General features: G+C 34.9%; 20 protein-coding genes. 14 read left to right on the forward strand and 6 right to left on the reverse strand.

The genetic code is table 11. The features are described 5' to 3' along the window. The first annotated feature begins 111 nt into the window (after positions 1-111). The 4 genes from amyS (at position 112) to ACFVQC_RS07435 (ending at position 5,488) form a co-directional block, all read left to right on the forward strand. Positions 112-1,653 carry an alpha-amylase gene (amyS, locus tag ACFVQC_RS07420; RefSeq protein ID WP_377897896.1) on the forward strand — a complete coding sequence of 514 codons (1,542 nt, stop codon included), beginning with the start codon at positions 112-114 and terminating at the stop codon, positions 1,651-1,653. Positions 1,654-2,184: 531 nt separating this feature from the next. Beyond that, positions 2,185-4,086, forward strand: a complete 1,902-nt coding sequence (locus ACFVQC_RS07425) for an endonuclease MutS2 (protein WP_377897898.1) — start codon at positions 2,185-2,187, stop codon at positions 4,084-4,086. A gap of 6 nt (positions 4,087-4,092) precedes the next feature. Then, on the forward strand, positions 4,093-4,617 hold the full coding sequence (locus ACFVQC_RS07430) for a GNAT family N-acetyltransferase (protein WP_377897900.1): 525 nt from the start codon (positions 4,093-4,095) through the stop codon (positions 4,615-4,617). A gap of 160 nt (positions 4,618-4,777) precedes the next feature. Continuing rightward, positions 4,778-5,488 carry a histidine phosphatase family protein gene (locus tag ACFVQC_RS07435; RefSeq protein WP_002066534.1) on the forward strand — a complete coding sequence of 237 codons (711 nt, stop codon included), beginning with the start codon at positions 4,778-4,780 and terminating at the stop codon, positions 5,486-5,488. A 66-nt stretch (positions 5,489-5,554) separates the two neighbouring features. Here the strand turns inward: ACFVQC_RS07435 and ACFVQC_RS07440 are convergent, their stop codons facing one another. Continuing rightward, positions 5,555-6,520, reverse strand: a complete 966-nt coding sequence (locus ACFVQC_RS07440; RefSeq protein WP_377897905.1) for a quinone oxidoreductase family protein — start codon at positions 6,518-6,520, stop codon at positions 5,555-5,557. A 123-nt stretch (positions 6,521-6,643) separates the two neighbouring features. On the opposite strand from ACFVQC_RS07440, the gene ACFVQC_RS07445 reads away from it, so the two are divergent. After that, complete coding sequence (locus ACFVQC_RS07445) at positions 6,644-7,537, forward strand: LysR family transcriptional regulator (RefSeq protein ID WP_377897907.1); 894 nt, start codon at positions 6,644-6,646, stop codon at positions 7,535-7,537. Positions 7,538-7,623: 86 nt separating this feature from the next. Here the strand turns inward: ACFVQC_RS07445 and ACFVQC_RS07450 are convergent, their stop codons facing one another. Continuing rightward, positions 7,624-8,157 (reverse strand): GNAT family N-acetyltransferase, encoded by a 534-nt coding sequence (locus tag ACFVQC_RS07450; protein WP_377897909.1) that lies wholly within the window; start codon positions 8,155-8,157, stop codon positions 7,624-7,626. 572 nt (positions 8,158-8,729) lie between these two features. On the opposite strand from ACFVQC_RS07450, the gene ACFVQC_RS07455 reads away from it, so the two are divergent. Continuing rightward, positions 8,730-9,491 (forward strand): CPBP family intramembrane glutamic endopeptidase, encoded by a 762-nt coding sequence (locus ACFVQC_RS07455; RefSeq protein WP_377897911.1) that lies wholly within the window; start codon positions 8,730-8,732, stop codon positions 9,489-9,491. A gap of 215 nt (positions 9,492-9,706) precedes the next feature. On the opposite strand, the gene ACFVQC_RS07460 is transcribed toward ACFVQC_RS07455, so the two are convergent. After that, entirely contained in the window at positions 9,707-10,195 is a 489-nt protein-coding gene (locus tag ACFVQC_RS07460) for a DinB family protein (protein WP_377897913.1), read from the reverse strand. 217 nt (positions 10,196-10,412) lie between these two features. Between ACFVQC_RS07460 and ACFVQC_RS07465 the strand changes: the two genes are divergently transcribed. Then, positions 10,413-10,868, forward strand: coding sequence for a DinB family protein (locus tag ACFVQC_RS07465; protein ID WP_377897915.1), 456 nt, complete (start codon positions 10,413-10,415; stop codon positions 10,866-10,868). 106 nt (positions 10,869-10,974) lie between these two features. Here ACFVQC_RS07465 and ACFVQC_RS07470 read toward each other — a convergent pair whose 3' ends face one another. Next, positions 10,975-11,739 (reverse strand): DUF817 domain-containing protein, encoded by a 765-nt coding sequence (locus ACFVQC_RS07470; RefSeq protein ID WP_377897916.1) that lies wholly within the window; start codon positions 11,737-11,739, stop codon positions 10,975-10,977. A 275-nt stretch (positions 11,740-12,014) separates the two neighbouring features. Between ACFVQC_RS07470 and ACFVQC_RS07475 the strand changes: the two genes are divergently transcribed. From ACFVQC_RS07475 to ACFVQC_RS07495, 5 genes are all read left to right on the forward strand, one after another. Then, positions 12,015-13,049, forward strand: coding sequence for a FecCD family ABC transporter permease (locus ACFVQC_RS07475; RefSeq protein ID WP_377897918.1), 1,035 nt, complete (start codon positions 12,015-12,017; stop codon positions 13,047-13,049). Further along, positions 13,050-14,066, forward strand: coding sequence for a FecCD family ABC transporter permease (locus ACFVQC_RS07480; protein WP_002146445.1), 1,017 nt, complete (start codon positions 13,050-13,052; stop codon positions 14,064-14,066). It begins immediately after the preceding gene. A gap of 21 nt (positions 14,067-14,087) precedes the next feature. Continuing rightward, positions 14,088-14,996 carry an iron-hydroxamate ABC transporter substrate-binding protein gene (locus tag ACFVQC_RS07485; RefSeq protein ID WP_377894828.1) on the forward strand — a complete coding sequence of 303 codons (909 nt, stop codon included), beginning with the start codon at positions 14,088-14,090 and terminating at the stop codon, positions 14,994-14,996. Positions 14,997-15,247: 251 nt separating this feature from the next. Then, positions 15,248-15,799 carry a GNAT family N-acetyltransferase gene (locus tag ACFVQC_RS07490; RefSeq protein ID WP_377897920.1) on the forward strand — a complete coding sequence of 184 codons (552 nt, stop codon included), beginning with the start codon at positions 15,248-15,250 and terminating at the stop codon, positions 15,797-15,799. A gap of 99 nt (positions 15,800-15,898) precedes the next feature. Next, positions 15,899-16,126 (forward strand): coiled-coil domain-containing protein, encoded by a 228-nt coding sequence (locus ACFVQC_RS07495; RefSeq protein ID WP_001047523.1) that lies wholly within the window; start codon positions 15,899-15,901, stop codon positions 16,124-16,126. A 71-nt stretch (positions 16,127-16,197) separates the two neighbouring features. Here the strand turns inward: ACFVQC_RS07495 and ACFVQC_RS07500 are convergent, their stop codons facing one another. Then, positions 16,198-17,523, reverse strand: coding sequence for an ArsB/NhaD family transporter (locus ACFVQC_RS07500; protein ID WP_088079009.1), 1,326 nt, complete (start codon positions 17,521-17,523; stop codon positions 16,198-16,200). Between the two features lie 251 nt (positions 17,524-17,774). On the opposite strand from ACFVQC_RS07500, the gene ACFVQC_RS07505 reads away from it, so the two are divergent. After that, positions 17,775-18,125, forward strand: a complete 351-nt coding sequence (locus ACFVQC_RS07505; RefSeq protein WP_377897921.1) for a YojF family protein — start codon at positions 17,775-17,777, stop codon at positions 18,123-18,125. Between the two features lie 15 nt (positions 18,126-18,140). Next, a complete protein-coding gene (bshB2, locus tag ACFVQC_RS07510; protein WP_377894834.1) occupies positions 18,141-18,803 on the forward strand; it encodes a bacillithiol biosynthesis deacetylase BshB2 in 663 nt (220 codons plus the stop codon). An 86-nt stretch (positions 18,804-18,889) separates the two neighbouring features. Here the strand turns inward: bshB2 and ACFVQC_RS07515 are convergent, their stop codons facing one another. Then, positions 18,890-20,122 (reverse strand): MerR family transcriptional regulator, encoded by a 1,233-nt coding sequence (locus tag ACFVQC_RS07515; RefSeq protein WP_377894836.1) that lies wholly within the window; start codon positions 20,120-20,122, stop codon positions 18,890-18,892. Positions 20,123-20,302: the final 180 nt, after the last annotated feature.

Below are 20,302 nucleotides of genomic sequence, written 5' to 3' on the forward strand. Positions count from 1 at the left end.
TGAAAAATAATGCGAGAGATTAAAAGATTGTTACTTTACTAACTGTAGAACGAATATTATAATAATTTTAACGAATTATGCAAACGTTTTCTTGAAGGGGATGGTGTAAATATGTTGAAAAGGATTACGGTAGTCTGTTTATTGTTTATTTTGCTTTTTCCTAATATATATGGGGGGAATAAGGCAGAAGCAGCAACGATAAATAATGGAACATTAATGCAGTATTTTGAGTGGTACGCTCCGAATGATGGGAATCATTGGAATCGTTTGCGTTCTGATGCTGAAAGTTTAGCTCATAAAGGAATCACATCTGTATGGATACCACCAGCATATAAAGGGACTTCGCAAAATGATGTAGGGTATGGGGCCTATGATTTATATGATTTGGGGGAGTTCAATCAAAAAGGAACGGTGCGGACGAAATATGGGACAAAAGCACAGTTGAAATCTGCAATTGACGCTTTACATAAGCAAAACATCGACGTATACGGTGATGTAGTTATGAATCATAAAGGTGGGGCTGATTATACTGAAACCGTAACAGCTGTTGAGGTAGACCGTAACAATCGAAATATTGAAGTATCAGGTGATTATGAAATTAGTGCATGGACGGGTTTTAATTTTCCAGGGCGCGGAGATGCTTATTCTAATTTCAAATGGAAATGGTATCATTTTGACGGAACGGATTGGGATGAAGGAAGGAAATTAAATCGAATTTATAAATTTAGGGGTATAGGTAAAACGTGGGACTGGGAAGTGTCTAGCGAAAATGGAAATTATGATTATTTGATGTATGCAGATCTTGATTTTGACCATCCAGATGTTGCGAATGAGATGAAAAATTGGGGAACATGGTATGCGAATGAATTAAATTTAGATGGCTTTCGTTTAGATGCTGTTAAACATATTAATCATGAATATTTACGCGATTGGGTAAATCATGTCAGACAGCAAACGGGGAAAGAAATGTTTACGGTGGCTGAATATTGGCAAAATGATATCCAGACTTTAAACAATTATTTGGCGAAAGTCAATTATAATCAATCTGTATTTGATGCACCGCTTCATTACAATTTTCATTATGCTTCAACAGGAAATGGGAATTATGATATGAGAAATATTTTAAATGGAACAGTAATGAAAAATCATCCTGCACTCGCAGTTACTCTCGTTGAGAATCATGATTCTCAACCTGGGCAGTCATTGGAATCTGTAGTAAGTCCGTGGTTTAAGCCGCTGGCATATGCATTTATTTTAACTCGTGCAGAGGGCTATCCTTCAGTTTTCTATGGTGATTACTATGGGACAAGCGGAAATAGTAGTTATGAAATTCCAGCGTTAAAAGATAAAATTGATCCAATTTTGACGGCACGAAAAAACTTTGCATATGGTACGCAGCGTGATTATTTAGACCATCCAGATGTGATTGGCTGGACAAGAGAAGGTGATGGTGTACATGCTAATTCTGGTTTAGCGACATTACTCTCAGACGGACCAGGAGGATCAAAGTGGATGGATGTTGGAAAGAATAACGCTGGGGAAGTATGGTACGATATTACGGGTAATCAAACAAATACTGTAACAATCAATAAGGATGGATGGGGGCAATTCCATGTAAGTGGAGGCTCAGTTTCAATATATATTCAGCAGTAAATTTGTGATGAAAAAGAAGGGGCAGACTGAAATATAAGTTTTCCTCTTCTTTTTTACATTCTGCATAGTTATTAAAGTATGACACCTTTACTTCTTATACAACATATAGTATGATGATTTCAATAAATTAGATTTCAATGAACATAAAATATAAATTAATGAGAGGTGCTTTTTGTGAGTGCGGTAGGTACTAAATAGGAAAAATTTAATGAAATAAATCGGATAAGAACAGGGGATTTTTATGTACATCATACCCCTAAATTTGTCATGGATTTATTTCGATACCTATGAAGATACCTACAATACTTTATAAAGCGTGTAATAAGGGGATTGCCATCTGTTTTTATGGCTTATTTACTCATATGTTATTACACATGCCTTGTAAATGTAAAAGCTGCGGTATCCCCGCAGCTTTTTTGTATATATTTATGATGTATAAAAATGGTAATTGAATAATGTAGAACTCATTGGAATCTAATGAGTAGGTATCTTCATTAATGATGAAAACCAATCATAGTGAGGAGAAACAAAATGAATACGATGACTTTTGAAAAGTTACAATATAACGAATTAATGGAAATAGTGAAATCATATTGTGTAAGTGGATTAGGAAAAGAATTAATAAATAAATTAGAGCCTAGTACGAGTATAAAAGTAGTGAGAAATCGTTTAAATGAAACGACAGAAGCACGAGCTATATTAGATGCGGAAGGGCATGTGCCTTTTTTCGGAATTTCTAATATCGCGAGTACAATTCAAAAATTAGAAAAAGGGATGATTTTAGATCCAGAAGAGTTAGTGAGTGTTTCAGACTTTTTACGTGGATGTAGAAAGATTAAAAAATTTATGTTAGATAAAGAATTCTTTGCGCCAGTATTATCTTCGTATGCAAATTCAATGTCTGAATTTAAAAGTATCGAAGAAGAAATCAACTTTTCGATTAAAGGAAATAGCATTGATGCAGCGGCTAGTAAAGAGTTAAAACGAATTCGAAATAACATTGATTCTGTAGATGGAAAAATAAAAGAACGTTTAACGAAGTTTTTAAATAGTAGTGCAAATAAGAAGTATATTCAGGAATTCTTTATTAGTAAAAAGGATGATCGCTATACGATTCCGATTAAATCTTCCTATAAAAATCAAGTTGCTGGAAGCATTGTTGAAGCTTCTGCAAAAGGTTCTACTGTATTTATAGAACCGAATACGGTTACAAAGTTAAATGCGGAACTAGCAAGTTGGAAAGCAGAAGAAGCGATGGAAGAATATCAAATTTTAGCGACTTTATCAGGAATGGTATTAGAAAACATTTATCATATAAAAATTAATATGGAGTTGATTAGCCAATATGATATGGTATTTGCGAAAGCGAAGTTTAGTAAATCAATCGATGGAATAGAGCCGAAATTAAATGATCATGGCTACATTCATTTAGTGAATTGTAAGCATCCGCTTTTAAGTGGGAAAGTAGTACCGTTAAACTTTGAAATCGGTCAAAACTACCGAAGTTTAATTATTACAGGACCAAATGCGGGCGGGAAAACAATTGTGCTAAAAACAATCGGATTGTTAACATTAGCGACAATGTCAGGCCTTCATATCGCTGGAGATAAAGAAACGGAAATTGCTATTTTCGAAAATGTATTTGTAGACATTGGTGATAATCAAAGTATCGAAAATGCACTAAGCACATTTTCATCTCATATGAAAAATCTTTCTGAAATTATGAGGATGTCAAATAATAATACGTTACTACTATTTGACGAAATAGGAAGCGGTACAGAACCGAATGAAGGTGCGGCGCTTGCGATATCTATTTTAGAAGAGTTTTATCTATCGGGATGTATTACAATTGCGAGTACACATTACGGTGAAATTAAACGATTTTCAGAAATGCACGGTGATTTTATGAACGCAGCAATGCAATTTAATAGTGAAACACTAGAGCCACTTTATAAATTAGTTATCGGAAAATCAGGTGAAAGTAATGCACTTTGGATTGCAAATAAAATGAATGTAAAAGAACATGTACTGCAAAGAGCGAAAGCGTATATGGGAAATAAAGAATACGCTATAGAAAAAGTGAATGAAAGCAAAATTAGAAAACCGAAATTCGTGCAAGAAAAAAGAGAAAATGACTATGAATATAAAATCGGCGACCGTGTGAATTTATTGGATCATGATGATTTCGGAATTGTATATAAGGAAAAAGATAATTTCTATAATGTCGTTGTATATTATAACGGTGAATTTATTGAAGTGAATGTAAAACGTATTACTTTAGAGGTAGCGGCGAAAGAATTATACCCAGAAGGATATGATTTAAATACACTATTTGTGGATTATAAAGAAAGAAAAATGCAACGTGATATAGAGCGCGGATCGAAAAAAGCGCTTCGTAAAATTGAAAAAGAAATAAGAAAGAATAGAGGATAAGTTAAAATGGTAACAATTAGACAAGAACAAAAAAACGATTATAGAAAAACAGAAGAAGTTGTACAACAAGCATTTTTAAATGAAGAATTTAGCGATAAAAAGGAACATGAACTTGTAAAACGTATTAGAGAATGTGACGCATTTATTCCAGAGTTATCAATTGTTGCGGTAGATGAGGAAATCGTTGGTCACATTATGTTATCGAAAATTACAATAGAACAAGATGGGGCTTCTGTAGATTCATTAGCGCTTGCGCCAGTATCAGTAGCACCAAGCCATCAGAAGAAAGGAATTGGTGGAAAGCTTATCACGGCTGCTTTAGAAAAAGCGAAAGAATTAGGATACGGGTCAGTTGTAGTATTAGGGCATCCAGAGTACTATCCGAAATTCGGATTTAAAAAAGCAAGTGAGTGGAATATAAAAGCACCATTTGAAGTGCCTGAAGAAGTGTTTATGGTAATGGAATTAACAGAAAATGCTCTTGAAGGTGTAGAAGGAATTGTACAATATTCGAGTGCTTTTGCTGAGTAGGAGTATCGGTTAAGAAATGTAATCATAAAAGATGCTATCTTTTTGTAGGGATATACAGAAAGATAGCTTTTTTTATTAAGCAAATCTACTGACGTATATTTTGCTCAATGAATAATTGAAGTGGTAAAATTGATATAGAAATGTAAAGGGAGAGAATAGAATGAAGAATCGAGAAACAGATAGCAATGAGAATGTAGTTACGTTATATGTTACAAGACACGGTAAAACAATATTAAATACGAACCATCGCGCGCAAGGTTGGGCAGACTCTCCATTAGTAGAAAAAGGTGTGGAAGTAGCCACAAATTTAGGAACGGGATTAAAAGATATTCATTTTACGAATGCGTACAGTAGTGATAGCGGCCGCGCGATTGAAACTGCTAATTTAGTATTAAAATATAGTGAGCAATCAAAATTGAAACTTGAGAAAAGAAAAGATTTGCGAGAATTAAATTTCGGTATTTTTGAAGGTGAAAAACTTGAAAATATGTGGGATGTGGTTGGAAAAGCTGCAGGCGTTGCATCACCAGAAGAACTTATGAAGTTTTCTATTCAAGAAGTTATTGATCTTATTAGAGCAGCAGATCCTACGAAACAGGCGGAAGATTGGGAATTATTTTCTACTCGTATAAAAGCAGAGATTGATAAAATTAGTGAAGAAGCTGCTACAAATGGAGGCGGCAACGTTTTAGTTGTCGTTCATGGGCTTTTGATAACTGCATTAATAGAAATGATAGATCGTAGTAAAACAAAGCTTGGAGTGGAGAATGCAAGTGTAACGAAAATTTTATATAAAGACGGGGAATATGTCGTCGAGTCGGTTGGAGATATGAGTTATGTTGCAAAAGGAACAGAAAGTGTGGAAATATAATCCTATCTCAAATAGATATAAGAAAAGGAAGTTAGTAAAATCTAGCTTCCTTCTTTATTTTGTGAATTATGGGATTAATAAAATCTTCCCTGTGCTTTTTCGGCTTTCTAATAATTCATGTGCAAGAGCACCATCTTGTAAAGAGAATGTAGTAGGGCTCGCAATGTTTAATTTTCCAGTAGCGATCCAATCAAATAATTGAGTAGAGCGCTGCTTGCGTTCTTCAGAAGTAGTAAGCACGTTCCAAAGGTCTCCGCCAGTTAAAGTTTTTGAAGTATCCATAAGCATACGTGGATCAACTGGTGCAGGATTACCACCGGCCATTCCATAAAATACGACAGTACCACCAGTTTTAGTTGCGTTAAAACTTTCCTCTAATGTAGAACCTACTGATTCATATACAACATTTACTCCATCACCGTTTGTTATTTCGACTACCTTTGTATGCCATGCTTCAGTATATAAAAATACGTGATCAGCACCAGCTAACGTGGCTATCTTTGCTTTTTCATTTGATGACGTGAGGCCGATTACTTTTCCGCCCTGTAGTTTAATCATTTGGATGAGAAGCTGACCAACACCACCAGCTGCGGCATGTACTAAAGCTATATCACCCTGTTTTATTTGATAGCTATCTTTCGTTAAATAATGTGCTGTTAATCCTTGTAATAAGACAGAAGCGGCTGTTTCAAAAGAAATAGAATCTGGAAGTGTAATTGCTTTTTCAGATGGAACGGCAACTAATTCTGCATTTGAGAATGGAACGTCAGCAAATGCAATGCGGTCTCCAGGATGGATATTCGTAACGTCAACTCCTACTTTTTCAACAATACCAGCCCCTTCATAACCTAATATATAAGGCGGATTGCCAGCGAGATGATAATCACCGCGGCGTCTATAAATATCAGCGAAATTTAAACCGATTGCTTGCATGCGAACAAGAATTTCATTTGGATGTATGATTGGATCAGGTATTTCTTTATATTTTAGTACATCAGTATTTCCGAACTGTTCGAAATAAAGTGCTTTCATATGGAATACCTCCATTTATATTGTTTGTCGATGCTCTTTATCATACAATACAAATATCAATAGACAAAGAGAATTATTTCGATGGAATCAATCGGAAATATCGATTGAAAAGAGGGATGATAAATGGAGATAAAACAATTAATTACATTTAAAGTAGCGGCAGAGACTTTGAACTTTACACAAACTGCGAAGAAATTAAGCTTTGCCCAATCGAGCGTAACGGCGCAAATTAAAACATTAGAGGCTGAGCTCGGTACGCCATTATTTGAGAGATTAGGAAAACGCCTTTTCTTAACTGAAGCAGGAAGGAAGTTTCAATTATATGCTGATAAGATGATCGCACTTAGTGATGAAGCGAAAATGGCTGTGAAAGATGATGAGGAACTAGCAGGTACGTTAATAATTGGTGCACAAGAAAGTCAATGTACATACAGGCTTCCTTCTATATTAAAGAGGTTTAAGGCACAATTTCCTCAAATTAAACTTATATTTAAACCTGCGCATTCCAATAAAGATGCGAAAGAGCAATTGATGGAGGGGAAAGTAGACCTTGTATTTATTTTAGACGAATGTAAAACAGAAGATGTTTTACATGTGGAGCCACTTATGAAAGAAGAATTAAAAGTAGTAGCGGCGCCAGGGCATCGTTTACTTGAACAACCTTCAGTTTCTACAAAAGATTTAGAGAGTGAAACACTTTTACTCACAGAACTAGGTTGCTCGTATCGGACGTTATTTGAAGAGTTATTTCGTGCGGAAGACGTATATCCGGCAAATAAGATTGAGTTTGTTAGCGTAGAGGCAATTAAGCAATGTGTTATTGCAGATTTAGGTGTAGCGGTTTTGCCAGCAATAGTAGTAGAAAAAGATATACGAGAGGGGACGATAAAAGAGTTACAGCTAGAAAATACAATCTCTCCAATTTTTACGCAAATTGCTTGGCATAAAGATAAATGGATGACAGCGCCGTTACAGCAATTTATTGAGGTAACGCGGGAGTTTTTTGCAAGGGATTAAGTGGAGAAATATTTGCTTCAAATGAAAGGGAATTAGCATTTTTGTATAGAGAGAACCGATGCTTGAATGAAACAAGCATCGGTTCTTTATAGCATATTTTTATAATCACTTTTAAGTATTGCCATAATAATTTCATCCGAGTACGTATCGTTATAAAATAAGGATTGACGTAAGGTTCCTTCTTTTACAAACCCAACCTTTTCATAAGCTCTAATTCCGCGTAAATTATGGCTAAATACTTCTAACTGTAAACGATTTAATGATAGTTGTTCAAAAACAAATCTTAAAACAATTTTAATAGCTTCAGTTCCATAGCCTTGCCCTGTTAATGCTATGGAAAGCATTGATATTCTGAATCCTGCTCTTTTGTTCTCCTCATCCATATCTAAAATCGACAACTCTCCAATCATTTCGTCAGTGCTTTGTAAACAAATGGCGAAATCATAGCGACTTGAATCATTATTTATATGATCTATATGTGTCTTAATTTGCTCCAATGAAAAAGTGGGCTTAGTTCCAGTCATAAAACGTATCTCTGTATCCATCGTACTTTCTAATATAATGGATGCATCTAGTTCGCAAAGAGGCCTTAAATAAATTCTTTCACTCTCTAATCTCATTATAAATTTCTCCTTAAGGTTGGTGATAGAGTATATAAATATTTTTGATCTACATTGAAGAAGAGTTTTATTTTTTGTATTGTTTGAAAAGAATGTGTCTTACTTTGATATTACATGAATTTTATAATGGCATGGTATACCTAAAACAAATAATAAAAGTTTTATACACAACAAAATACATCATTAAACTTTTTGCTAATATCATTATTATTGTTTTTCATTCCGCTTTTAAATGAACATGAGTTTTTATAGATATTTTTAGTGGGAGATAAGCATGTACCACTAATTTGCACCGTAGTTAAACAAGAATTAAATAACGTTATTGTCACTTTACAAGAGCATGTTTTGATTGGTTCTCAAAACATGCTTTTTCTTTTTGTTTGTTTATCCCGTATTAACGGATAGTGAGACTCCAACTTCGAACCTTGACCGAAGCAAAGTAGGTAGGAGTCGGCCTATCCAGAAAAGCCTGATAGAGTAGGGAGGTTCCTTTAATGTTTTGGAATAATTTATCATAAGTGATTTTCATATCTCTAAATTTATGCTCTAATTAAAATAAAGGGGGGAAGTAAATGGGGAATGAGATTAAACGATATGTAATACGCACTTTTATATTTACATGGATACTTTGGGGGCTATTAATTAGCTTAATAAAATTAAACATTACGACATTTGGTACACCGTTAGCGATGATATTATTTGTTTTCGGAGGGATCATGCCATCAATCATTGCAATTAGTTTAAAGAAAAAATATGGATCAAAAGAAGAGTTCAGAGTGTTTATTAAAAATATTGTTAATCCTAGGCATTACTTTGTATGGTATGTTCTAATCGTTGTTCTAGCTTTTATTAGCTGTTATCTTCCAACGATATTTGGTGGAGCAACGATGCAAAAACCATTATACGTGGCATTACTTAGTTTTCCAATAATGATTATTGGTGGCGGTCTTGAAGAAATCGGATGGAGAGGGTTCTTACAACCTGCCCTTCAGAAAAGGTTTTCGGCATTTTTTAGTACGGTTATTGTGAGCGTTATATGGGCTATTTGGCACTGGCCGTTATGGTTTATTCCAGGTACGAATCAAACTCAAAGGGATTTTATAGCCTTTATAATTACGACAATTGCCGTATCTTTCTTATTAACTACAATTATTAACGCAACTAAAAGTATTTTTATGTGTCTAATTTTTCATGCGCTTCTTAATTCTTTTTGGAGTGTGTACGTGCCAAATGATAAAGTGTTACCAGTATTTTCAACTTTTATTTTCGGAATTTTCGTATTTATCGTGTATAAAGTCATAATAAAAAGAAAGAACCTCTTATTGATTAGGTAACTGAAATAATAAAAGGAAACATATTAATATATTTTTTATGGATATGAAACTAATTAATAAGAACACGACACAAACATAATTAAAATATAATACAAGTTTGTGCCGCAAAAAAATTTGCAAAACTATAAACAACATCAAAAAGAATGAAGAGCCTTTCCGTATACATAAACAATGCTAACGACAGTTATAGTAATTCATTTGTTAGAACAATTGAATTAACTAAGGTCTGTGTCAGGAGGAGTGTATCCGAGGTGACGAGCCATAGATACAATTTGGCCTTTATGATGAAATTCATGTGTCTCCGTATGAGTTAAAAGCCATAGCGGAGTTGTACTCCAAGGTTCTTTTTGCCATTTCACTTCATTTGCTATATTTTCGAGCCAGCGGTCATTGTATTCATCTAAAAAGCGTTGTACAGTTTCATCTACTAACTTAAACCTGGCACGGACTTTTGCGACATCTGCATGTTCAATTTCATAATCGCTAGCAAATGAAAAATCTGCTCGTTTTTGGTTAAATGCGAATGATCCGAGCCAGTATCGATAGCAATCGGCTACATGAATATGGGTTTTTATAATGCTACCGCTTCCGAAGTTAGGAACTGTGCTGTGTAATTTTTCTAATGGGATTTCCTCTAAAAATGTAAATAGAGTTTCTCTTGTAGAACTAATAAGATTATATTGTTGTTTTAAAATATCTAACACGTAATTACACTCCTTTTTTGTTTACTAAAATATTTGCGCTGTAAGTAATTCTATATTTACGAGGGTTGTACCTTTTTAAAAAGACATATTGCCGAAGTACGTTAAGCATATTAGATGTTTTTCTTAATTGTTTCTGATAGATTAAACAAGGTGAAACTTTAATAAGTTTAACATTCTTAGTTCATAATAAATTGTACATAAAAAAGGGGACGATAAAATGAATAGAATAGTTGGTTTAAAACAATTTGAAATAACGCGTGGAGCATTACTTAAATTTATGGAAACGTTAGATGACAAAACTGCCGATAAGCAGCCGGATGGCTTTAATAACACAATCCGCTGGCATATCGGTCACGTGTTATCTGCAGCAGAGACTTTCATGTTTGGAAGAGAATTTAAACATTTACCAAGTGAATATCCAGGTATGTTTGGATATGGATCAAGACCATCTAAATGGGAAACAGAAGGACCATCATTAGAAGTGTTAAAGTCTCAGTTACAAGAACAAGCACAGCGTATTAATGAAATTCCAGCAGAAGCATTTGAAAACAAACTTCCAGAGCCATTCTTAGGATTGGAAACAGTAGGGGAGCTTTACGGTATGATGCTTTATCATGAAGCGGATCATATTGGTCAAATGAAGGCGATGGAACGTCTTGTGAAATCTCTATAGTTTTGAATTTAATTGCTTAAAAAAACGAAATCCCAGATGGATTTCGTTTTTTTATTGAGCAAGTAGAGAAAATTAATTAATTTTAATATTTCTAACGTAATCAGCATTATCCTTTCGACTGCTTCAAATGTTTGAGTTGTGTAACAATCATAATGCTAATAACAACGAGTAAAAACCATGAGCTAATTTTGCTAAGATGAACGAGGTTCCATGCTTCGCGTTGATTTGGATATTGCCATGCTCCGAAAAATGTTGCGATGTTTTCCGCAATCCAAATAAAGAATCCGATAAGGAAAAAGGAGAGTACGAGTGGCATTTTATATGTAACGCCTTGTAATGAAAACTCCACGAAAGTTCGAAAGAAAACAATAAATAAAAGTAAAGTTAATACCCATCTAAAGTCATATAGAAAATGATGTGTAAAAAAATTGAAGTAAATCATAGCGCCTAATGGTACTGCAAAAATAGCTTTCGGCCAATTATACATTTGTAAATGCAATCTTCTCCACGCTTGGCATATGTAACTTGCGACACTCGCATACATAAAACCGCTGTAAAGCGGAACTCCGAAAACTTTTGAATAAGCCTCTTCAGGATAACTCCATGAACCGAAATGTACTTTATATATTTCTAGTAAAAGGCCAATGAGGTGGAAAACAGTAATTACTTTCAGTTCATCTTTTGTTTCAAGACCTGTTTTGTACATAATCCATTGCATAAGAAGACAAACGATGAGTATGAAATCATAGCGATATAATCCTGGAATTGAAATGATTTTTGAAAGGGCTAGTGTTAAAAAAATGACGACTGGGAATAAGCAAGATAATGCTTGTTCGTAAGTGAAATGTAGTAGTTGTTTTATATAGAACATTGTGTCACCTTTGGTGTTTTATTGGAAAAATCAAAATAATTAATAAGTATACTGCAATTTGAAAAATAATCCAGTAGTCTATTTTGCATGTATTTGTAAGTTTTAGAAGGGAATTGTAATAAGTATTTTAATATTGTAGCAAAGTAAAAAAATAGTTTGCTATTTAAAAAAAGTGGGGATATAATATCTAAATGAAAATGATAATTATTATCAATAATGATTATAAATAAAAAATAATTATAAAAAACAACTGAATATAAAGGATGAAATGAAACATGTTACATAAGTCTACTGTACATGCTGGCAATAATCGCTGGATACATATTAAGTTCATTTCTTTCATGAGCTTAACAATTTTATGCTTAATGGGATCTATATTTTTAGCCGTTGCATTCGGTGCAAAGGATATTCATTTGCAAACGGTGTGGGCAGCGGTTTTTGATTACAATCCGAAATTAACGCAGCATCAAATTATTTATGAATTAAGGCTCCCAAGGGTAATTGGTGCGGCAGTTGTAGGAGCTGCTTTTGCAGTCGCTGGAGCTGTTATGCAAGGGGTAACACGAAACCCTTTAGCTGATGCAGGAGTGCTTGGAATAAATGCAGGCGCGATGTTTGTAGTAGCACTTAGTTTTGCCTTTTTCCCACATATACCGTATTCCTACTTAATGATTGTTTCCTTTGTTGGAGCAGTTTTAAGTACCGTACTCATTTTTAGTATCGGATCGGCAACATCAGGCGGATTAACACCGATGAGGTTAACGATTGCAGGGGCAGTTATGGCAGCGCTTTTACACTCATTAAGTTCGGGTATTGCAATTTATTATGATTTAAGCCAGGATTTAGCGTTTTGGTTTGCTGGTGGTGTTGCGGGGGTTAAGTGGGAACACTTGAAATTTTTAGTGCCTATTATTCTCATAACGATTGTTTTTGCGACAGTGCTAGGGCGATCTATTTCACTCATATCAATGGGGGATGATGTTGCTACGAATTTAGGTGTGAAAACGAACCGTACAAGAATACTTGGGATGATTATAGTAGTCATTCTTGCAGGTGTTTCTGTTTCAGCTGTTGGTTCTATTGGATTTGTAGGACTAGTCATTCCGCATATTGCTAGAAAATTAGTTGGTGTTAATTATCGGCTTATTATTCCTATGTCAGCATTATTAGGAGCTATGTTATTAGTGTTAGCTGATTTAGGAGCAAGAACAGTAAATCCTCCTAAAGAACTTGCGATAGGAATTATGGTAGCTCTTGTTGGAGTTCCGTTCTTCCTTTATATAGCACGTAAAGTTGGGAGGGAGTTATAAGTGAAGGATCTTTTTAACACGGATAAAAAGAGAGCTATTACTGTAACTACAATTTTCGGATGTATAAGTATCGCTGTAATTTTGATTAGCTTAAATACGGGGACGCTGAGCATCGCACCGCTCAAAGTAATTCAAACGCTTATTGGCTATGGTGATTTTGAGAGTGCAACCGTGCTATACGATTATCGTATGCCAAGAATAATTATTACAATGTTAGCAGGAATTGGGCTTGGGGTTTCTGGTGCGATTTTGCAAGGGCTATCTCGTAATGCACTCGCAGATCCCGGTATTCTCGGATTACATTCGGGTGCATCTTTCGGGCTTATTGTATTCGTTACTCTCTTTCATTCTATTAACGAGAGTGCATCGATTTTAATACCGTTATTTACATTTGGCGGAGGAGTGTTAGCTGCATTTCTTATTGTTTTGCTTGCGAGTGATCGGTCAAAAGGTTTACTTCCTATTCGACTTATTCTTGTTGGTATTGCAGTTTCAGCTGGTTTTAGTGCACTTTCATTATTTTTCTCGCTCAAGTTAAATGATGAGACGTATACATTCGCTTCTAGATGGTTAGTTGGTAACGTGTGGGGAAGAGATTGGATTCATGTCCTAGCATTATTACCTTGGATTTTGATACTAACTCCGTACGCATGGCTGAAATCTAAAACGTTAAATGCACTGTCACTAGGTGATAGTGTAGCAGCAGGACTTGGTGTATCTGTTCAAAAAGAACGGTTACTACTTTTAGCTACAGCGGTAGGATTGTCTTGTGCAAGTGTATCGATGGCAGGGGGAATTGGCTTTATCGGCTTAGTTTCTCCGCATATTGCAAGGAAGTTAGTAGGTAGTACATATCAGCACTTCCTTCCGTTAGCTGGCATTATTGGAATGATTATTTTAGTACTCGCAGATACGATAGGTCGTTCTGTATTCGAGCCAAACTCTATTCCAGCTGGTGTAGTAGTAGCGGCTTTAGGAGCGCCGTATTTTCTTTATTTACTTACAAAAACAAAATAAATACTTCAAAGAGGAGAACATATGAAAAAGAAACTAACTATTTTATTTAGCATTATGTGTATTTTAGTATTAGCAGCATGTGGCCAAACGAAATCTAGTGAAGAGGCGACTAAAAAAACGGAAAAAAGTAATGACCCAAAAATTGCTTCAATGTCTATTCACTTAACAAATGATTTACTTGCTTTAGGAATTACACCAGTAGGTTCTGTTATTGGTGGAGATTTAAAAGATTTCTTACCGCACGCAAAAGAGCAGTTGAAAGATACGAAGAAACTAGGCGTTGTAACAGATCCAAACATGGAAGCATTACTACAATTAAAGCCATCTGAAATTTATGTGGATGAAAAATATGCTGGTAAAGATGTAGCGAAATACGAAAAAATTGCAAAAACACATTCTTTCAATTTAGATGAAGGCACGTGGAGAGATCATTTAAAACAAGTAGGTAAACTTGTAAACCGTGAGAAAGAAGCAGATAAATATGTTCAAGACTATGAAGAACAATCAAAACGAGTAAAAAGTTTAATAGATAAAGAACTAGGTAATAACGAAAAAGTAATGGCAATACGCGTGACTGCAAAAGAATTACGTGTATTTAGTACGAAAAGACCGATGGGACCAATTTTATTCCAAGACTTAGGATTACAACCTGCAAATGGTGTAGAGAAAATTGATGGAAACCGACCTTTCGAAGTCATTTCACAAGAAGTACTACCTGACTTTGATGCGGATGCTATTTTTGTTGTCGTAAATAGAGATGATAAAGCAAAAGCTGCATTTAAACAACTACAAGAAACACCAATTTGGAAAGATTTAAAAGCTGTTAAAGGCAAGCATGTATACATTATTAATGACCAACCATGGCTTGACTATTCTGCTTTAGGTAACAAAATGGCAATGGATGAAGCAGAGAAAATGTTTACGAAATAATACAGTTTTGCTATTAGGAAAGGCCCTCTAAATTTGGAGGGTCTTTTTATTATTTTTATTGTTTTTATTGTTGTTATTGTTTTTGTTGTTAGAATAAATAAAAAATTATACAATGAAGTTAATTTAATGTAGAGGAGATGTGCCAATGTCAGCGCTTATTGTAAGTATCCCGTTCATACAAGAGTATATGGAAAAAGGGGATAAATAGGCTAGAATTATTGTCCCCGCTATTTAAAAAGGGGGAGTTTCAGATGACAATTAATCTTTTTCAAGATAAAACAATTAAATTATCAGCTGTTAGAGAAACAGATACTAAAGTAATGGCTAAGTGGCAAGAGGATAGTGAGTATTTAAGAAATGTAGATACAGACTTAGCATGCCCGCAATCTTTACATGAAATAGCGAGTGATGGACTATTTAAGGGACGAAGATCGAATAGTATTTCTTTCATGTTAAGAACAGTTCATGATGATCGTTTAATTGGTTTTGTTGCAATTCATGGCATAGAGTGGAATAACAGAACAGGTTTATTAGCAATTGGTATAGGAGATACAAAAGATAGGGGAAAAGGATATGGGAAAGAAGCAATACATCTTATTTTAAAGTATGCCTTCTATGAAATGAATTTACACCGCGTCGGTCTGGATGTTATTTCTTATAATAAAGCAGCCATTGCGCTATATAAAAAGATGGGTTTTCAAATGGAAGGGTGTATGAGAGAAGCAGTTCAAAGAGATGGAAAGTGTTTTGATCGTATCATTATGGGGATATTGAGGGATGAATGGATAGAGCTGCAAGATTAGAAAGTATATTCAATATTATATATGTAGTATGCAGGAGATATAATGATAATTGGCGGAATTTTACAGTGTACTGATTGAATTTATAAGGAGTCATGCGAGATGAACTTAGAAAAAAGTAAGCCAGTAAACGAAGAGGTCGCTGAATTAAAAGAATTAATTAAAGAATTGCACGGAAGTGTACACCAACTTCAAAGTGAAGTGCAGCAACTAAGGCATGAAAGACCGGTCGTTGAAGTGAGAAAAGGTGTTCAACTATCACCAGCAATAGTCGGACAAATTGGTGGTATGATTTTAGGTGGATTAGCAATTATAGGTATATTTTGGTGATGAAAAAAGGTTTGTAGCATAGTGCTGCAAACCTTTTGTATTTGATGATATAATTTCGTACACTACAATTTCTACATTAAATAACGTAAATAAATGTAAGCATGTGATAACAATAGCGCAATGATAGTTAAGGGGAAACCGATTTTTAAGAAGTCCATATAAGAGAATCCATGTCCTTCACGTTTTGCAATACCAGCAACGACTACGTTTGCTGATGCTCCGATTAACGTTCCGTTTCCTCCTAAGCAAGCTCCAAGAGATAATGCCCACCATAATACTTCGATTTGCGGGGAATCGACAGATAGTCCGAGTCCTGTAGCCAAATCTTGAATAAGTGGAATCATTGTTGCAACAAATGGAATGTTGTCAATTGTCGCAGATGCAATGCCAGATACCCATAAGATAAGTATGGCAGCGAAACCGATATCGCCATTTGTTACGTCAAGTACTTCTTTTGCGAGTGAAGAAATGAGTCCGATATCAATTAATCCGCCAACGAGAACGAATAGTCCGGCGAAGAAGAAAATGGTTACCCATTCAACGTGGGCAAATACATCTTCAATATCATGTTCTTTCACACCGATTAACATAAGAAGTGTAGCACCCGTCATCGCAATAACGGCAGCGTCTACATGGATGATAGAATGGAGTACAAATCCTAAAATAGTTAGTCCTAAAATCGTAATGGATTTTAAAAGGAGGCTTTGATCTTTAATATAATCTTTTTCGTTTAATGCCATTAGTATTTTAATTTGCTCAGTTGTTGTTTTTAGTTTGTTACGATACATGAAGTAAATAATGCCAAGTGTAACGATAGAAATAATAATTACGATTGGAGCTAAGTTTAGTAAAAAAGCATTAAAGTCTAAGTGCTTATTTGCTGATCCAATCATAATGTTAGGCGGATCACCGATTAATGTTGCTGTTCCGCCTATATTTGAAAATAGTACTTCTGAAATCAAGTAAGGAACAGGGTTTACTTTTAAAATACGTGTAATGGATAGTGTAACAGGTACGATTAACAATACGGTCGTTACGTTATCCAAAAATGCAGAACCGACAGCGGTTAATAGGGATAACAATAATAAAATGCGGATTGGTTTTCCACCAGCTGCTTTTGCCGCTTTAATGGCTACAAATTCAAATACGCCTGATTGGCTCGTAATATGTACGAGAATCATCATCCCGATTAATAGGGTGATCGTTTCCCATTGAATATGTGATGTGAAAGCAGTATGTAAATCTACAATTCCAAAAATAATCATAATAGCAGCACCGAATAGTGCGATTACAGCACGATTCAATTTCTCAGAAATAATAAAACCGTATGTGACTAAAAATACGGCAATTGCAAAATAATATTGCCAATTTGCTACTTCATGTGCTGAATGTTCCAAGCTTGTCACCTTCTTTAAAGTATGTATTCAATTGTAAAAATGCATCCCTCTGCATAATTTATATTGTAGCAAATTCAAAAAAGAAAGAAAACTATTTAACAAAGTGAAGGAAAAAATGTGAATTCTACATAGGATATAAAAAAATAACAAAACACAGTGCAAATTATTAGGAAAAGTGGGCGTTGTCCTCTAATATAGAGATAGCAATTTACATTATTTTTGCGTAAAATGGTTTAAAGAGGTGAATTCCGATGGAAATAGTAAAAGATAGTTCTCTTATTCAAAATGAAATTGAACGTTTTGTAAATAAAGATGTATATATTCATTTAGAAACGACAAACGGAGCGTATGCATCACACATAAATGAAAAGATGATGACAGTTGGTGCTTTCATTCGAAATGCAATCATTCGTTTTGAACGCGGGAAAATAACTGGAATAAATCCATACCGAGTTGGTCTAAAAATGGATCATGGCTGGGTATATGCTGAAGGTATTACGCACTGGGAAGTAGACGATCAAGAGCGTTTATTACTAGCTGGACATGATAATCTAGGCCGCCTAGCAGTTGCGCTTGAATTAAGCTTAACACCATTTAAGTAAGAAGGAGGGAAACTTATGGAGAGACATGTACTTGTTGTATTTCCGCATCCAGATGATGAGGCGTATGCTGCGGGAGGAACAATTCGCTTATTAACAGATCAAGGAGTACCTGTAACGTATGCATGTGGTACTCTTGGACAAATGGGACGTAACATGGGGAAAAACGTATTCGCTAACCGTGAAACGATTCCAAATATCCGCGAGAAAGAATTGAAAGAAGCTTGTGAAGCGATGGGCATTAAAGATTTAAGAATGCTGGGCTTCCATGATAAAACGTTAGAGTTTGAAGATGTTGATTTCGTTGCAGACAAAATTGAAGCGATCATTCAAGAAGTAAATCCATCTCGAATTATTACATTTTATCCTGAGCACGGCGTACATCCAGACCATAATGCATTTGGCCGCGCTGTAGTTCGCGCTGTATCACGTATGCCAAAAGAAGAGCGCCCAGTCATTCATGCAGTTGCAATTACGAAAAATCGTGAAGCTGTACTAGGTGAACCGGACGTTGTAAATAATATTAGTGAAGTATTTGAACAGAAATTAGCTGCACTAAGTGCGCACCGTTCACAAACAGAAGCAATGCTTGAAGACACGCATGCAAAAATAAAAAATAAAGATGCAGCAACATTAAAATGGCTGCAACTTGAACAATTTTGGACTTATAAATGGGAGTAGGCTAGAAGGACATCTTCTAGTAGCTCTTACATATAAAAAGCGCCGTCACTTGTGTGATGGCGCTTTTTTTGGTGAAGTGTGGTGTGCTATTTTTTTGTACTAGCCAAATACATGAGCATGTGGAATTTTTCGTCTCTTACATGATAATCAAAATAAGGTCCTGGATCTGTACAGTAACCAATATTTTCACTTTGCGTGATTTGAAATTCGTGACCTGAAAAATTTTTTTCTAAGTATTTTGGATATAAAATATGTTCGTGAGAATTTGGATATAAGGCTGAAATGTTTTTCAAGGATTTAGCCGAGCTATCATAATACGAGTATCCGCCGACAATCGTTGAACTGTTATGTAAATAGTTTTTTAGAACGTGAAGCGGAAACTGCGGATTTAGTAGTGAAAAATCAGTTATTGTAAAACTATCCACAAAAACATCGATGCTAAACGGTTTCAATGGTAGATTTAAATCGGAATTCAAAATATAAAGGACGCGTGGCTTCGGATTCATACGCTCAATTCTGTTTCTAACCTTCTTGAGCATCTCAAGTGAATAGCCACTAAATACATAGGATGCGCTCGTTTCAAGAACATCGATATATTTGGGTAGTGACACGAAAGCGTCAACGTTTGTTTCCACAATTAATTTGTTTTTCAAATCTATATTTTGTAGAACTTTTTGAAATTGAAAATTAATTTTTTCAAATAAGTTAATCATTTTGGGATTGATTTCTTTAATCGTTTCTTTATCGTAAAAATAAGATGGATAAGGAGACGTCTCGTACAAGTTTGCGGTAATAATAATACCTTCCTCGATAGCTGCTTCGTATCCACAGCTACAAGTTAAACTCCCCGTGTGAATGTAGACTTTTTTAATCGTTACATCTTTCATTTCAAGGGGAATGCGGCATTTCGGACAATAGAGCAGATTTACAAAGTCAAGTGGAATCCCTGTAACATTCTCTTCTTTAGGTGAAGGTGAGCTAGTTTGAACCGCCTTTTCAATCAAATGAATCGCTTTTGATATGTCTTCTTTTTTATTGTTTAGCTCGTTCTTTTTATCAGTGAGTAAGTTGTTGTAGTAGTCGATATCCTCATGGTCCGAGAAGTTTGTGACACGTCGATACGATAAAATTCGTTGGATTTCTATCAATGAAAAATGGAATTTTTTCAGCTCAGTAATAAAAGTCATGTCGTCGAAACACAATTGGTTCATTTGATACTGGGTGTTTTTTTTGTCTGGTATTAATAATCCTAGTTCAATGTAATAACGAACTGTATCGGTTGTCACATGAAAAAGCTTCGCAAATGTACCAATCTTCATAGATGTACCCCCTGATGAAAAAAGTGGAGTTACTCCACTTTTTTCGCAAAATGAATTCAAAAAACTCTCAAATGGCTATTGACTTGGAGGAAACTCCAAGTCATATTATTAATTTAATAAATGTGAATATTTTGAATATTTTTGACTGTATTGTAACATACATGTCACGAAAGGAGAAGG

Source organism: Bacillus sp. NPDC057893, from assembly GCF_042796455.1.
Taxonomy (GTDB): domain Bacteria; phylum Bacillota; class Bacilli; order Bacillales; family Bacillaceae_G; genus Bacillus_A.